Origin of the sequence: Mycobacterium stomatepiae (assembly GCF_010731715.1) — a bacterium.
Classification (GTDB): Bacteria; Actinomycetota; Actinomycetes; order Mycobacteriales; family Mycobacteriaceae; genus Mycobacterium; species Mycobacterium stomatepiae.
In genome coordinates this window covers 2,962,653-2,978,302 of sequence record NZ_AP022587.1, presented here as the reverse complement: position 1 = coordinate 2,978,302, position 15,650 = coordinate 2,962,653, and the positions used below count along the sequence as shown (strand labels likewise).

Below are 15,650 nucleotides of genomic sequence, written 5' to 3'. Positions count from 1 at the left end.
GGCTCCTGAATATGGGGATGCGCAACGGTATCGGGCACCGCAAAGCGCCGCTGAGGAGATCCTGGCCGGGATTTTCGCCCGTGTTGGGTGTGGAGCGGGTCGGGGTTGATGACTCGTTCTTCGATCTGGGTGGGGATTCCATCTTGTCGATGCAGGTGGTGGGGCATGCTCGTGCGGCGGGGTTGGTGTGTCGGCCGCGGGACATTTTTGTGGAGCAGTCGGTGGCGCGGTTGGCTCGGGTGGTGGGGGTTGCCGGTGAGGTGGCTGTTGATGAGGGTGTGGGGTCGGTGGTGGCGACCCGATCATTCGTTGGTTGCAGGGTGTGGATGGCCCGGTAGGGCAGTTCAACCAGACGGTGGTGGTGTCGGCTCCAGCCGGGGTGGGCCTGGCTGATGTGGTGGTGGTGGTGCAGGCGCTGCTGGATCGGCATGCGATGTTGCGGTTGCGTGTGGATGACGATGGTGTGGGTGGTTGGTCGTTGTGGGTGCCGCCGGCGGGTCGGTGGATGCCGCGGGTGTGTGGCGTCGGTGGATGTGCTCAGTGATGAGGCGTTGGTAGGGGCGCGGTCGCGGTTGGATCCGGCTGCCGGGTGATGCTCAGCGCGTTGTGGGTGGCCTCGACGGCTCAGTTGGTGCTGATTGTGCATCATTTGGCTGTTGATGGGGTGTCGTGGCGGATCTTGTTGGAAGACATCAATATTGGGTGGGCTCAGCATCGGGCTGGTGCGCCGATTGCGTTGTTGGCGTCGGGGTCGTCGTTTCAGCGGTGGTCCTCGGTGTTGGCCGAGTATGCGTTAGCGCCTGAGGTTGTTGCGCAGCTGCCGGTGTGGGAGCAGGTGTTGGACACCCCGGCGGTGTTGGCGGCGGTGACGCCGGGTGTGGATACGTTTGCTACGGCGGGGCGGTTGTCGGCGTCGTTGGATGTTGAGACGACTCGGATGTTGTTGGGTGAGGTGCCGGCGGCGTTTCATGCGGGGATCAACGACATGTTGTTGATTGCGTACGGGTTGGCGTGGGCGCAGTTCCTTGGTGCTGGTGATGGTGTGCCGGTGGGTATTGATGTTGAGGGTCACGGCCGTCACGAAGAGCTTGCTGGTGATGTTGATTTGTCGCGCACGGTGGGGTGGTTCACGACGAAGTATCCGGTGTCGTTGAGGCTGGGTGGGTTGTCGTGGGCGCAGGTGGTGGCCGGGGATCCCGCGTTGGGTGCGGTGATCAAAGACGTCAAAGAACAATTACGGGCGTTGCCTGATGGTGTGACGTATGGGTTGTTGCGGTATCTGAACCCTGAGGTGGAATTGTCGGGGCCTGAACCCACCATCGGGTTCAACTATTTGGGGCGTGTGGGTGCGGGCCCGGGCGAGTTGTCCGATGAGTTATGGCTTTTCAGTGAGCAGGGTGTGTCCTCGGTGGGTGTTACTGGGGCGATACCGATGCCGTTGGCGCACTCGGTGGAACTCAATGCGGTCACTATCGATGGTGCTGCTGGCCCGTCGCTGAGTGCGAACTGGATGTGGGCGCCTTCGGTGGTCGATGAGGCGGCGGTTGGTCGGCTTAGTGAGTTGTGGTTTGAGGCGTTGGCCGGGATGTGTGCGTGTGTTCGTGGTGGCGGGGGTGGGTTGACCCCGTCTGATATTGCGCCGGTGGTGTTGAGTCAGCAGCAGATTGATGAGTTGGTGTCAGTGGGTGTGGTGGCTGATGTGTTGCCGTTGACTCCGTTGCAGCAGGGCTGCTTTTCACGCCAATATCGCCCAGGCGGATCACAGCGCGGTGGGGGATCACGGTGATGTGTATGCGGTGCAGCTCGATATTGCGTTACGGGGGGCTCTTGATGTGGGTCGGTTGCGTGATGCGGTGGCTGTGGTGGTGGGTCGTCACCCGCATTTGGTGGCGCGGTTTAGCCAGCAGTTCGATCAGCCGGTGCAGGTGATTTCGGCCGATCCTGTGGTGGGGTGGCGGTATGTAGACCTCACGGCTTGCGCTGCTGATGCTGGTGATGTTGAGGTGCAGATTGAGCAGGTGTGTGCGGCTGAGCGTGGCGCGGTGTGTGATCTGGAGCATCAGCCGGCTTCTCGGGTGGCGTTGATCTGCACGGCACCAGATCAGTACCGGTTTGTGTTGACTAATCATCACATCGTGTTGGATGGCTGGTCGTTGCCGATCTTGTTGCAGGAGATCTTTGCTAGTTATTACGGGCAGCGGTTGGCGGTGGCGACGCCGTATCGCCGGTTTGTGACGTGGGTGGCTGAGCAAGACCTCGATCGTGCTCGGGCTGCGTGGGGTGAAGTGTTGGCCGGGTTGCAGACTCCGACGTTGGTGGGTCCGTCTGAGCCGATGGTGTTGGGGCAACGCGGAATTGAATCGTGTGAACTCACCGCTGAGCTTACTGAGGCGATCGGTGTGTTGGCGCGTCGTTGTCACACCACGGTCAACACGGTGCTTCAGGCCGGTTGGGCGCAGTTGTTGGTGTCGTTGACCGGTCACCAGGATGTGGTGTTCGGTATTGCGGTCTCCGGGCGTGAGGCCGAGTTGGTGGGTGTGGAATCGATGGTCGGGTTGTTGATCAACACCGTGCCGGTACGCGCCACGATCACCGCGGCGACGACGAGTATCGAGTTGTTGGAGCAGCTCACCGATGAGCACGTGAAAGTATTGGATCATCAGTATCTTTCGCTGACCGAGATCCACCGGGTGGCCGGGCATGACCGGTTGTTCGACACGTTGTTTGCGTTTGAGAATTACCCGGTCGATACCGAGGCCCCGCTGGGTGCTGACGGGTTAGCGATCACCGGGTTTAGCAGCCGTGAATACAACCATTATCCCTTGTCGATTCAGGTTGCTCCCGGCCATGAATTGGCGCTTCGTCTCGAGTTCGACACTGATGTGTTCGACCCCGCCACGATCGAAACGTTGATCGAGCGGTTGCAGCGGGTGTTGGAGGCGATGACCGCTGAGCCGGGTGTCCGGTTGTCGTCGATCGAGGTGCTCGAGGCTGGTGAGCGGGCGCGGTTGGATCGGTGGAGTAACCGCGACGTGCTCGAGGTGGTGGGTCCCGTACCGGTGTCGGTGCCGGCGTTGTTCGCCCAGCAGGTCACCCGCGTCCCAGAGGCGGTGGCGGTCAGTTTCGCTGGTGCGTCGTTGACGTATCGGCAACTGGATGAGGCTTCAAACCGGGTGGCGCAGTGGTTGGTTGGCCGTGGTGTGGGGGCTGGGCAGTGTGTGGCGTTGGTGATGCCGCGTGGTGCTCGGGCGATCACGGCGATTGTGGGGGTGCTCAAGTCGGGGGCGGCCTATGTCCCGATCGATCCCAGTGTGCCTGATACCCGCATCGAGTTCGTGCTCACCGATGCCGCGCCGGTCGCGGTGATCACCACAGCGGTCCTTGCTGAGCGCCTCGAGGGTCTGGCTGGCCGTGATCTGTGGGTCATTGATGTTGATGACCCGGCGATCGCGGCTCAGCCGGCGACCGCGGTGACCGCGGGTCCGGCTCCTGACGATATTGCGTATGTCATTTACACCTCGGGCACCACCGGTGTGCCTAAAGGTGTTGGGATTGCGCATCACAACGTCACCGACCTGATCGACTCGCTGGATTCCAGACTGCCTCGTGAGGGTGTGTGGTCACAGTGGCATTCGTATGCGTTCGATGTGTCGGTGTGGGAGATCTGGGGTGCCCTGTTCCATGGGGGGCGGCTGGTGGTGGTGCCCGAGGAGGTGGTGTCCTCGCCGCAGGATTTCCAGGCCTTGTTGGTCGACGAGAAAGTCGACGTGCTCACTCAGACCCCGTCGGCGGTGGCGGCGTTGTCGCCGCGGGGTTTGGAATCGGTGGCGTTGCTGCTTGGTGGTGAGGCCTGCCCGCCTGAATTGGTGGATCGGTGGGCGACCGGCCGGGTGATGCTCAACGCTTATGGCCCGACCGAGGCGACGGTGTTTGCCTCGATCAGTGCACCGTTGGTGCCGGAATCGGGTGTGGCGCCGATTGGTGGGCCGGTGTCGGGGGCGGCGTTGTTGGTGCTGGATGGGTGGTTGCGTCCGGTGCCGGTGGGTGTGGCCGGTGAGTTGTATGTGGCTGGTCGTGGTGTGGGTGTGGGGTATGTGGGTCGGTCGGGGTTGACTGGTTCGCGGTTTGTGGCGTGCCCGTTTGGGGGTGTGGGTGCGCGGATGTATCGGACTGGGGATGTGGTGTCCTGGGGTCCGGATGGTCAGTTGCGGTATGTGGGGCGTGTTGATGAGCAGGTCAAGATTCGTGGGTATCGCATTGAGTTGGGTGAAGTACGCGCAGCACTTGCTGGTTTAGAGGGTGTGGATCAGGCGGTCGTGATCGCGCGTGAGGACACGCCGGGGTCAAGCGGCTGGTCGGTTATGTCACCGAATCCGTGGCCGGGATGGTGGATTCGGTGGTGGTGCGCGAGGAGCTGGGGCGGCGGTTGCCGTCGTATATGGTGCCCGCGGCTGTGGTCGTTATGGATGTGTTGCCGTTGACGGTCAACGGCAAGTTGGATGTGCGGGCGTTGCCGGCGCCTGAATATGGGGATGCGCAACGGTATCGGGCACCGCAAAGCGCCGCTGAGGAGATCCTGGCCGGGATTTTCGCCCAAGTGTTGGGTGTGGAGCGGGTCGGGGTTGATGACTCCTTCTTCGATCTGGGTGGGGATTCGTTGTCGGTGATGCGTGTGGTTGCCGCGGTGAATTCTGGTTTGGGTGTGGGTCTTTCGGTGCGTGCGGTGTTTGAGGCGCCCACGGTGGCGGGTTGGTGGCCCGGCTGGATGCAGCTGGTGGTCGGGGTGTGGTGGAGCCGTTGGTGGCGCGGCCGCGTCCGCAGGTGGTGCCGTTGTCGTTTGCGCAGTCGCGGTTGTGGTTCCTGGATCAGTTGCAGGGGCCGTCGCCGGTGTACAACATGCCGACGGTGTTGGGGATCAGTGGGGTGTTGGATGCGGTGGTGTTGGGGGCCGCGCTTGCTGATGTGGTGGCTCGTCATGAGAGTTTGCGGACGGTGTTTGCGGTGGTTGACGGGGTCCCGCGCCAGGTCGTGGTGGCCGCCGAAGATGCTGTTTTCGGGTGGGACGTGGTCGATACCGCGGGGTGGGCGCCCGGTGAGCTTGAGCGGGCCGTTGAAGCGGTGGTGTTGCATTGTTTTGATTTGGCTCGTGAGATTCCGTTGCGGGCGAAGCTTTTCCGGGTCAGTGATGTCGAGCATGTGTTAGTGGCGGTGGCTCACCATATTGCTGCTGATGGTTTGTCGATTGCACCGTTGGTGGCGGATTTGGGTGCGGCGTATACCGCGCGCTGTGGCGGGCAGGCTCCGGGGTGGGAGCCGTTGGCGGTGCAGTATGTCGATTACACGTTGTGGCAGCATGCTCAGTTCGGTGATGTCGCGGATAGTGGTAGTCGTATCGCGGGGCAGCTGGCGTATTGGCGCCAGGCGTTAGCGGGGCTTCCTGAGCGGTTGGTGTTGCCCACGGATCGGCCGTATCCGGTGGTCGCTGATCAGCGCGGAGCCAGTGTGCCCGTGGTGTGGCCGGTGTCGTTGCAGCAGCGGATCGCTGCGGTGGCGCGTGCGCATAACGCGACGAGTTTCATGGTGGTTCAGGCTGGGTTGGCGGTGTTGCTGTCGCAGCTGAGTGCCAGCTCTGATGTGGCGGTGGGGTTCCCGATCGCGGGCGTCGTGATCCGGCGTTGGAGCCGTTGATCGGGTTTTTCGTTAACACGTTGGTGTTACGGGTGGATCTGGGTGCGGATCTGACGGTGGGGGAGTTGTTGGGTCAAGTCCGTACCCGCAGTTTGGAAGCGTTCGAGCATCAGGATGTGCCGTTTGAGGTCCTGGTGGAGCACCTGAATCCGACGCGGTCGATGGCGCATCATCCGTTGGTTCAGGTGATGTTGGCGTGGCAGAACCTCGGTTTGGGTGCTGATGATTCGGCGGGGGGTTTGGCGTTAGGTGATGTGACGTTGACTCCGGTGCCGGTGCAGACGCGCACCGCGCGCATGGATGTGTCGTTGTCGTTGGCTGAACGTTGGACTGCCACGGGTGAACCCGCCGGGATCGAGGGGTCGGTGGAGTTTCGCACTGATGTGTTCGACCCCGCCACGATCGAAACGTTGATCGAGCGGTTGCAGCGGGTGTTGGAGGCGATGACCGCTGAGCCGGGTGTCCGGTTGTCGTCGATCGAGGTGCTCGAGGCTGGTGAGCGGGCGCGGTTGGATCGGTGGAGTAACCGCGACGTGCTCGAGGTGGTGGGTCCCGTACCGGTGTCGGTGCCGGCGTTGTTCGCCCAGCAGGTCACCCGCGTCCCAGAGGCGGTGGCGGTCAGTTTCGCTGGTGCGTCGTTGACGTATCGGCAACTGGATGAGGCTTCAAACCGGGTGGCGCAGTGGTTGGTTGGCCGTGGTGTGGGGCTGGGCAGTGTGTGGCGTTGGTGATGCCGCGTTCAGTTGAGGCGATCACCGCGATTGTGGGGTGCTCAAGTCGGGGCGGCCTATGTCCCGATCGATCCCAGTGTGCCTGATACCCGCATCGAGTTCGTGCTCACCGATGCCGCGCCGGTCGCGGTGATCACCACAGCGGTCCTTGCTGAGCGCCTCGAGGGTCTGGCTGGCCGTGATCTGTGGGTCATTGATGTTGATGACCCGGCGATCGCGGCTCAACCGGCGACCGCGGTGACCGCGGGTCCGGCTCCTGACGATATTGCGTATGTCATTTACACCTCGGGCACCACCGGCACCCCCAAAGGTGTTGGGATTGCGCATCACAACGTCACCGACCTGATCGACTCGCTGGATTCCAGCCTGCCACGCGAGGGTGTTTGGCCTCAGTGCCATTCGTTGGCATTCGATGTGTCGGTGTGGGAGATCTTTGGGCCCCTGCTGCGTGGGGGGCGGGTGGTCGTGGTGCCCGAGGAGGTGGTGTCCTCGCCGCAGGATTTCCAGGCCTTGTTGGTCGACGAGAAAGTCGACGTGCTCACTCAGACCCCGTCGGCGGTGGCGGCGTTGTCGCCGCGGGGTTTGGAATCAGTGACCGTCGTCGCAGTCGGTGAGGCCTGCCCGCCTGAGGTAGTGGATCGGTGGGCGACCGGCCGGGTGATGCTCAACGCTTATGGCCCAACCGAGACCACGATGTGTGTGGCCATCAGTGCACCGTTGGTGCCGGAATCGGGTGTGGCGCCGATTGGTGGGCCGGTGTCGGGGGCGGCGTTGTTGGTGCTGGATGGGTGGTTGCGTCCGGTGCCGGTGGGTGTGGCCGGTGAGTTGTATGTGGCTGGTCGTGGTGTGGGTGTGGGGTATGTGGGTCGGTCGGGGTTGACTGGTTCGCGGTTTGTGGCGTGCCCGTTTGGGGGTGTGGGTGCGCGGATGTATCGGACTGGGGATGTGGTGTCCTGGGGTCCGGATGGTCAGTTGCGGTATGTGGGGCGTGTTGATGAGCAGGTCAAGATTCGTGGGTATCGCATTGAGTTGGGTGAAGTACGCGCAGCACTTGCTGGTTTAGAGGGTGTGGATCAGGCGGTCGTGATCGCGCGTGAGGACACGCCGGGGGTCAAGCGGCTGGTCGGTTATGTCACCGAATCCGTGGCCGGGATGGTGGATTCGGTGGTGGTGCGCGAGGAGCTGGGGCGGCGGTTGCCGTCGTATATGGTGCCCGCGGCTGTGGTCGTTATGGATGTGTTGCCGTTGACGGTCAACGGCAAGTTGGATGTGCGGGCGTTGCCGGCTCCTGAATATGGGGATGCGCAACGGTATCGGGCACCGCAAAGCGCCGCTGAGGAGATCCTGGCCGGGATTTTCGCCCAAGTGTTGGGTGTGGAGCGGGTCGGGGTTGATGACTCGTTCTTCGATCTGGGTGGGGATTCCATCTTGTCGATGCAGGTGGTGGGGCATGCTCGTGCGGCGGGGTTGGTGTGTCGGCCGCGGGACATTTTTGTGGAGCAGTCGGTGGCGCGGTTGGCTCGGGTGGTGGGGGTTGCCGGTGAGGTGGCTGTTGATGAGGGTGTGGGGTCGGTGGTGGCGACTCCGATCATTCGTTGGTTGCAGGGTGTGGATGGCCCGGTAGGGCAGTTCAACCAGACGGTGGTGGTGTCGGCTCCAGCCGGGGTGGGCCTGGCTGATGTGGTGGTGGTGGTGCAGGCGCTGCTGGATCGGCATGCGATGTTGCGGTTGCGTGTGGATGACGATGGTGTGGGTGGTTGGTCGTTGTGGGTGCCGCCGGCGGGGTCGGTGGATGCCGCGGGGTGTGTGGCGTCGGTGGATGTGCTCAGTGATGAGGCGTTGGTAGGGGCGCGGTCGCGGTTGGATCCGGCTGCCGGGGTGATGCTCAGCGCGTTGTGGGTGGCCTCGACGGCTCAGTTGGTGCTGATTGTGCATCATTTGGCTGTTGATGGGGTGTCGTGGCGGATCTTGTTGGAAGACATCAATATTGGTGGGCTCAGCATCGGGCTGGTGCGCCGATTGCGTTGTTGGCGTCGGGGTCGTCGTTTCAGCGGTGGTCCTCGGTGTTGGCCGAGTATGCGTTAGCGCCTGAGGTTGTTGCGCAGCTGCCGGTGTGGGAGCAGGTGTTGGACACCCCGGCGGTGTTGGCGGCGGTGACGCCGGGTGTGGATACGTTTGCTACGGCGGGGCGGTTGTCGGCGTCGTTGGATGTTGAGACGACTCGGATGTTGTTGGGTGAGGTGCCGGCGGCGTTTCATGCGGGGATCAACGACATGTTGTTGATTGCGTACGGGTTGGCGTGGGCGCAGTTCCTTGGTGCTGGTGATGGTGTGCCGGTGGGTATTGATGTTGAGGGTCACGGCCGTCACGAAGAGCTTGCTGGTGATGTTGATTTGTCGCGCACGGTGGGGTGGTTCACGACGAAGTATCCGGTGTCGTTGAGGCTGGGTGGGTTGTCGTGGGCGCAGGTGGTGGCCGGGGATCCCGCGTTGGGTGCGGTGATCAAAGACGTCAAAGAACAATTACGGGCGTTGCCTGATGGTGTGACGTATGGGTTGTTGCGGTATCTGAACCCTGAGGTGGAATTGTCGGGGCCTGAACCCACCATCGGGTTCAACTATTTGGGGCGTGTGGGTGCGGGCCCGGGCGAGTTGTCCGATGAGTTATGGCTTTTCAGTGAGCAGGGTGTGTCCTCGGTGGGTGTTACTGGGGCGATACCGATGCCGTTGGCGCACTCGGTGGAACTCAATGCGGTCACTATCGATGGTGCTGCTGGCCCGTCGCTGAGTGCGAACTGGATGTGGGCGCCTTCGGTGGTCGATGAGGCGGCGGTTGGTCGGCTTAGTGAGTTGTGGTTTGAGGCGTTGGCCGGGATGTGTGCGTGTGTTCGTGGTGGCGGGGGTGGGTTGACCCCGTCTGATATTGCGCCGGTGGTGTTGAGTCAGCAGCAGATTGATGAGTTGGTGTCAGTGGGTGTGGTGGCTGATGTGTTGCCGTTGACTCCGTTGCAGCAGGGCTGCTTTTCACGCCAATATCGCCCAGGCGGATCACAGCGCGGTGGGGGATCACGGTGATGTGTATGCGGTGCAGCTCGATATTGCGTTACGGGGGGCTCTTGATGTGGGTCGGTTGCGTGATGCGGTGGCTGTGGTGGTGGGTCGTCACCCGCATTTGGTGGCGCGGTTTAGCCAGCAGTTCGATCAGCCGGTGCAGGTGATTTCGGCCGATCCTGTGGTGGGGTGGCGGTATGTAGACCTCACGGCTTGCGCTGCTGATGCTGGTGATGTTGAGGTGCAGATTGAGCAGGTGTGTGCGGCTGAGCGTGGCGCGGTGTGTGATCTGGAGCATCAGCCGGCTTCTCGGGTGGCGTTGATCTGCACGGCACCAGATCAGTACCGGTTTGTGTTGACTAATCATCACATCGTGTTGGATGGCTGGTCGTTGCCGATCTTGTTGCAGGAGATCTTTGCTAGTTATTACGGGCAGCGGTTGGCGGTGGCGACGCCGTATCGCCGGTTTGTGACGTGGGTGGCTGAGCAAGACCTCGATCGTGCTCGGGCTGCGTGGGGTGAAGTGTTGGCCGGGTTGCAGACTCCGACGTTGGTGGGTCCGTCTGAGCCGATGGTGTTGGGGCAACGCGGAATTGAATCGTGTGAACTCACCGCTGAGCTTACTGAGGCGATCGGTGTGTTGGCGCGTCGTTGTCACACCACGGTCAACACGGTGCTTCAGGCCGGTTGGGCGCAGTTGTTGGTGTCGTTGACCGGTCACCAGGATGTGGTGTTCGGTATTGCGGTCTCCGGGCGTGAGGCCGAGTTGGTGGGTGTGGAATCGATGGTCGGGTTGTTGATCAACACCGTGCCGGTACGCGCCACGATCACCGCGGCGACGACGAGTATCGAGTTGTTGGAGCAGCTCACCGATGAGCACGTGAAAGTATTGGATCATCAGTATCTTTCGCTGACCGAGATCCACCGGGTGGCCGGGCATGACCGGTTGTTCGACACGTTGTTTGCGTTTGAGAATTACCCGGTCGATACCGAGCCCCGCTGGGTGCTGACGGGTTAGCGATCACCGGGTTTAGCAGCCGTGAATACAACCATTATCCCTTGTCGATTCAGGTTGCTCCCGGCCATGAATTGGCGCTTCGTCTCGAGTTCGACACTGATGTGTTCGACCCCGCCACGATCGAAACGTTGATCGAGCGGTTGCAGCGGGTGTTGGAGGCGATGACCGCTGAGCCGGGTGTCCGGTTGTCGTCGATCGAGGTGCTCGAGGCTGGTGAGCGGGCGCGGTTGGATCGGTGGAGTAACCGCGACGTGCTCGAGGTGGTGGGTCCCGTACCGGTGTCGGTGCCGGCGTTGTTCGCCCAGCAGGTCACCCGCGTCCCAGAGGCGGTGGCGGTCAGTTTCGCTGGTGCGTCGTTGACGTATCGGCAACTGGATGAGGCTTCAAACCGGGTGGCGCAGTGGTTGGTTGGCCGTGGTGTGGGGCTGGGCAGTGTGTGGCGTTGGTGATGCCGCGTGGTGCTCGGGCGATCACGGCGATTGTGGGGGTGCTCAAGTCGGGGCGGCCTATGTCCCGATCGATCCCAGTGTGCCTGATACCCGCATCGAGTTCGTGCTCACCGATGCCGCGCCGGTCGCGGTGATCACCACAGCGGTCCTTGCTGAGCGCCTCGAGGGTCTGGCTGGCCGTGATCTGTGGGTCATTGATGTTGATGACCCGGCGATCGCGGCTCAGCCGGCGACCGCGGTGACCGCGGGTCCGGCTCCTGACGATATTGCACACATCGTCTACACCTCGGGCACCACCGGTGTGCCTAAAGGTGTTGCTGTCACCCATCACAACGTCACCCGGATGTTCGACTCGTTCGATACTCATTTGGAGTTGTCAGCCGGGCAGGTGTGGACGCAGTTCCACTCGTATGCGTTCGACTTTTCGGTGTGGGAGATCTGGGGTGCCCTGTTCCATGGGGGGCGGCTGGTGGTGGTGCCCGATGAGGTGGTGTCCTCGCCGCAGGATTTCCAGGCCTTGTTGGTCGACGAGAAAGTCGACGTGCTCACTCAGACCCCGTCGGCGGTGGCGGCGTTGTCGCCGCGGGGTTTGGAATCGGTGGCGTTGGTGATCGGCGCTGAGGTGTGCCCGCCTGAATTGGTGGATCGGTGGGCGACCGGCCGGGTGATGCTCAACGCTTATGGCCCGACCGAGGCGACGGTGTTTGCCTCGATCAGTGCACCGTTGGTGCCGGAATCGGGTGTGGCGCCGATTGGTGGGCCGGTGTCGGGGGCGGCGTTGTTGGTGCTGGATGGGTGGTTGCGTCCGGTGCCGGTGGGTGTGGCCGGTGAGTTGTATGTGGCTGGTCGTGGTGTGGGTGTGGGGTATGTGGGTCGGTCGGGGTTGACTGGTTCGCGGTTTGTGGCGTGCCCGTTTGGGGGTGTGGGTGCGCGGATGTATCGGACTGGGGATGTGGTGTCCTGGGGTCCGGATGGTCAGTTGCGGTATGTGGGGCGTGTTGATGAGCAGGTCAAGATTCGTGGGTATCGCATTGAGTTGGGTGAAGTACGCGCAGCACTTGCTGGTTTAGAGGGTGTGGATCAGGCGGTCGTGATCGCGCGTGAGGACACGCCGGGGGTCAAGCGGCTGGTCGGTTATGTCACCGAATCCGTGGCCGGGATGGTGGATTCGGTGGTGGTGCGCGAGGAGCTGGGGCGGCGGTTGCCGTCGTATATGGTGCCCGCGGCTGTGGTCGTTATGGATGTGTTGCCGTTGACGGTCAACGGCAAGTTGGATGTGCGGGCGTTGCCGGCGCCTGAATATGGGGATGCGCAACGGTATCGGGCACCGCAAAGCGCCGCTGAGGAGATCCTGGCCGGGATTTTCGCCCAAGTGTTGGGTGTGGAGCGGGTCGGGGTTGATGACTCCTTCTTCGATCTGGGTGGGGATTCGTTGTCGGTGATGCGTGTGGTTGCCGCGGTGAATTCTGGTTTGGGTGTGGGTCTTTCGGTGCGTGCGGTGTTTGAGGCGCCCACGGTGGCGGGGTTGGTGGCCCGGCTGGATGCAGCTGGTGGTCGGGGTGTGGTGGAGCCGTTGGTGGCGCGGCCGCGTCCGCAGGTGGTGCCGTTGTCGTTTGCGCAGTCGCGGTTGTGGTTCCTGGATCAGTTGCAGGGGCCGTCGCCGGTGTACAACATGCCGACGGTGTTGGGGATCAGTGGGGTGTTGGATGCGGTGGTGTTGGGGGCCGCGCTTGCTGATGTGGTGGCTCGTCATGAGAGTTTGCGGACGGTGTTTGCGGTGGTTGACGGGGTCCCGCGCCAGGTCGTGGTGGCCGCCGAAGATGCTGTTTTCGGGTGGGACGTGGTCGATACCGCGGGTGGGCGCCCGGTGAGCTTGAGCGGGCCGTTGAAGCGGTGGTGTTGCATTGTTTTGATTTGGCTCGTGAGATTCCGTTGCGGGCGAAGCTTTTCCGGGTCAGTGATGTCGAGCATGTGTTAGTGGCGGTGGCTCACCATATTGCTGCTGATGGTTTGTCGATTGCACCGTTGGTGGCGGATTTGGGTGCGGCGTATACCGCGCGCTGTGGCGGGCAGGCTCCGGGGTGGGAGCCGTTGGCGGTGCAGTATGTCGATTACACGTTGTGGCAGCATGCTCAGTTCGGTGATGTCGCGGATAGTGGTAGTCGTATCGCGGGGCAGCTGGCGTATTGGCGCCAGGCGTTAGCGGGGCTTCCTGAGCGGTTGGTGTTGCCCACGGATCGGCCGTATCCGGTGGTCGCTGATCAGCGCGGAGCCAGTGTGCCCGTGGTGTGGCCGGTGTCGTTGCAGCAGCGGATCGCTGCGGTGGCGCGTGCGCATAACGCGACGAGTTTCATGGTGGTTCAGGCTGGGTTGGCGGTGTTGCTGTCGCAGCTGAGTGCCAGCTCTGATGTGGCGGTGGGGTTCCCGATCGCGGGCGTCGTGATCCGGCGTTGGAGCCGTTGATCGGGTTTTTCGTTAACACGTTGGTGTTACGGGTGGATCTGGGTGCGGATCTGACGGTGGGGGAGTTGTTGGGTCAAGTCCGTACCCGCAGTTTGGAAGCGTTCGAGCATCAGGATGTGCCGTTTGAGGTCCTGGTGGAGCACCTGAATCCGACGCGGTCGATGGCGCATCATCCGTTGGTTCAGGTGATGTTGGCGTGGCAGAACCTCGGTTTGGGTGCTGATGATTCGGCGGGGGGTTTGGCGTTAGGTGATGTGACGTTGACTCCGGTGCCGGTGCAGACGCGCACCGCGCGCATGGATGTGTCGTTGTCGTTGGCTGAACGTTGGACTGCCACGGGTGAACCCGCCGGGATCGAGGGTCGGTGGAGTTTCGCACTGATGTGTTCGACCCCGCCACGATCGAAACGTTGATCGAGCGGTTGCAGCGGGTGTTGGAGGCGATGACCGCTGAGCCGGGTGTCCGGTTGTCGTCGATCGAGGTGCTCGAGGCTGGTGAGCGGGCGCGGTTGGATCGGTGGAGTAACCGCGACGTGCTCGAGGTGGTGGGTCCCGTACCGGTGTCGGTGCCGGCGTTGTTCGCCCAGCAGGTCACCCGCGTCCCAGAGGCGGTGGCGGTCAGTTTCGCTGGTGCGTCGTTGACGTATCGGCAACTGGATGAGGCTTCAAACCGGGTGGCGCAGTGGTTGGTTGGCCGTGGTGTGGGGGCTGGGCAGTGTGTGGCGTTGGTGATGCCGCGTTCAGTTGAGGCGATCACCGCGATTGTGGGGGTGCTCAAGTCGGGGGCGGCCTATGTCCCGATCGATCCCAGTGTGCCTGATACCCGCATCGAGTTCGTGCTCACCGATGCCGCGCCGGTCGCGGTGATCACCACAGCGGTCCTTGCTGAGCGCCTCGAGGGTCTGGCTGGCCGTGATCTGTGGGTCATTGATGTTGATGACCCGGCGATCGCGGCTCAACCGGCGACCGCGGTGACCGCGGGTCCTGCTCCTGACGATATTGCACACATCATTTACACCTCGGGCACCACCGGCACCCCCAAAGGTGTTGGGATTACCCACCACAATCTGACGCACTTGGCGGAGCCATTGCCTGAGGACCTGTTGTCGGGGCAGGTGTGGACGCAGTTCCACTCGTATGCGTTCGACTTTTCGGTGTGGGAGATCTGGGGTGCCCTGCTGCGTGGGGGCCGGCTGGTGGTGGTGCCCGAGGAGGTGGTGTCCTCGCCGCAGGATTTCCAGGCCTTGTTGGTCGACGAGAAAGTCGACGTGCTCACTCAGACCCCGTCGGCGGTGGCGGCGTTGTCGCCGCGGGGTTTGGAATCGGTGGCGTTGCTGCTTGGTGGTGAGGCCTGCCCGCCTGAATTGGTGGATCGGTGGGCGCCCGGCCGGGTGATGCTCAACGCTTATGGCCCGACCGAGGCGACGGTGGTTGCCTCGATCAGTGCACCGTTGGTGCCGGAATCGGGTGTGGCGCCGATTGGTGGGCCGGTGTCGGGGGCGGCGTTGTTGGTGCTGGATGGGTGGTTGCGTCCGGTGCCGGTGGGTGTGGCCGGTGAGTTGTATGTGGCTGGTCGTGGTGTGGGTGTGGGGTATGTGGGTCGGTCGGGGTTGACTGGTTCGCGGTTTGTGGCGTGCCCGTTTGGGGGTGTGGGTGCGCGGATGTATCGGACTGGGGATGTGGTGTCCTGGGGTCCGGATGGTCAGTTGCGGTATGTGGGGCGTGTTGATGAGCAGGTCAAGATTCGTGGGTATCGCATTGAGTTGGGTGAAGTACGCGCAGCACTTGCTGGTTTAGAGGGTGTGGATCAGGCGGTCGTGATCGCGCGTGAGGACACGCCGGGGGTCAAGCGGCTGGTCGGTTATGTCACCGAATCCGTGGCCGGGATGGTGGATTCGGTGGTGGTGCGCGAGGAGCTGGGGCGGCGGTTGCCGTCGTATATGGTGCCCGCGGCTGTGGTCGTTATGGATGTGTTGCCGTTGACGGTCAACGGCAAGTTGGATGTGCGGGCGTTGCCGGCGCCTGAATATGGGGATGCGCAACGGTATCGGGCACCGCAAAGCGCCGCTGAGGAGATCCTGGCCGGGATTTTCGCCCAAGTGTTGGGTGTGGAGCGGGTCGGGGTTGATGACTCCTTCTTCGATCTGGGTGGGGATTCGTTGTCGGTGATGCGTGTGGTTGCCGCGGTGAATTCTGGTTTGGGTGTGGGTCTTTCGGTGCGTGCGGTGTTTGAGGCGCCCACGGTGGCGGGT

7 protein-coding genes and 4 pseudogenes are annotated in these 15,650 nt (G+C 62.7%); all 11 read left to right on the top strand.

What is annotated here, in order from left to right:
* Positions 1-17 precede the first annotated feature (17 nt).
* Positions 18-338 (top strand): phosphopantetheine-binding protein, encoded by a 321-nt coding sequence (locus G6N54_RS31660; RefSeq protein WP_408632595.1) that lies wholly within the window; start codon positions 18-20, stop codon positions 336-338.
* On the top strand, positions 314-544 hold the full coding sequence (locus tag G6N54_RS31655) for a hypothetical protein (protein ID WP_408632594.1): 231 nt from the start codon (positions 314-316) through the stop codon (positions 542-544). Before G6N54_RS31660 ends, G6N54_RS31655 begins: the two co-directional genes overlap by 25 nt.
* 48 nt (positions 545-592) lie before the next feature.
* The gene (locus tag G6N54_RS31650; RefSeq protein ID WP_408632600.1) at positions 593-1,786 is read left to right on the top strand and encodes a condensation domain-containing protein; all 1,194 of its coding nucleotides are present in this window, start codon (positions 593-595) and stop codon (positions 1,784-1,786) included.
* Positions 1,770-2,951: pseudogene (locus G6N54_RS31645) on the top strand (condensation domain-containing protein); the annotation flags it as partial. The gene G6N54_RS31650 and the pseudogene G6N54_RS31645, both read left to right, overlap by 17 nt.
* Positions 2,943-4,481: an amino acid adenylation domain-containing protein gene (locus G6N54_RS31640; protein WP_408632599.1), complete on the top strand. Its 1,539-nt coding sequence runs from the start codon at positions 2,943-2,945 to the stop codon at positions 4,479-4,481. The pseudogene G6N54_RS31645 and the gene G6N54_RS31640, both read left to right, overlap by 9 nt.
* Positions 4,385-4,687: pseudogene (locus G6N54_RS31635) on the top strand (phosphopantetheine-binding protein); the annotation flags it as partial. The gene G6N54_RS31640 and the pseudogene G6N54_RS31635, both read left to right, overlap by 97 nt.
* Positions 4,688-4,752: 65 nt before the next feature.
* A pseudogene (locus G6N54_RS31630) lies at positions 4,753-7,622 on the top strand (non-ribosomal peptide synthetase); the annotation flags it as partial.
* Positions 7,623-7,625: 3 nt separating this feature from the next.
* On the top strand, positions 7,626-8,504 hold the full coding sequence (locus G6N54_RS31625) for a phosphopantetheine-binding protein (RefSeq protein ID WP_408632598.1): 879 nt from the start codon (positions 7,626-7,628) through the stop codon (positions 8,502-8,504).
* Complete coding sequence (locus G6N54_RS31620; RefSeq protein WP_232073700.1) at positions 8,444-9,493, top strand: condensation domain-containing protein; 1,050 nt, start codon at positions 8,444-8,446, stop codon at positions 9,491-9,493. Before G6N54_RS31625 ends, G6N54_RS31620 begins: the two co-directional genes overlap by 61 nt.
* Positions 9,477-10,487, top strand: a complete 1,011-nt coding sequence (locus G6N54_RS31615; RefSeq protein ID WP_170313049.1) for a condensation domain-containing protein — start codon at positions 9,477-9,479, stop codon at positions 10,485-10,487. The genes G6N54_RS31620 and G6N54_RS31615 overlap by 17 nt, the downstream gene beginning before the upstream one ends.
* Positions 10,469-15,647, top strand: a pseudogene (locus G6N54_RS31855) (amino acid adenylation domain-containing protein); the annotation flags it as partial. The gene G6N54_RS31615 and the pseudogene G6N54_RS31855, both read left to right, overlap by 19 nt.
* Between the last annotated feature and the right edge of the window lie 3 nt (positions 15,648-15,650).